Origin of the sequence: Anabaena sp. CCY 9910 (assembly GCF_963920875.1) — a bacterium.
Lineage (GTDB): Bacteria > Cyanobacteriota > Cyanobacteriia > Cyanobacteriales > Nostocaceae > Trichormus > Trichormus variabilis.
Genome location: NZ_CAWUDJ010000164.1, coordinates 1 through 221 on the forward strand (window position 1 = coordinate 1; position 221 = coordinate 221).

The following is a 221-nucleotide window of genomic DNA, read 5'->3' on the forward strand; positions in this document are numbered from 1 at the left end:
GTATCTGGCGCGTCTGGACGGCAAAACCGCGCCCGAGGTGCTGCGCGACTACGAAACCCGCCTGTCGGCCGACATCCCCAACGCCAACGCCCGCGCCAACGTCCGGGTCGCCGACAATGGCTCGAACGACGCTTCGGTCCAGGCGCCGGGCGTGAACATTCAGGCCAAGGGCGAGGACGCAACCGTCAGCCTGCCGGGACTGCACATCGAGACCAAGGGCG

The 221-nt window shown here is 68.3% G+C and carries 1 protein-coding gene; it reads left to right on the forward strand.

Annotation, left to right across the window (positions count from 1 at the left end; genetic code table 11):
- Positions 1-221, forward strand: a 221-nt coding sequence (locus tag ACM5QX_RS29695) for a hypothetical protein (protein ID WP_414756783.1), incomplete at both ends; no start/stop codon positions are given.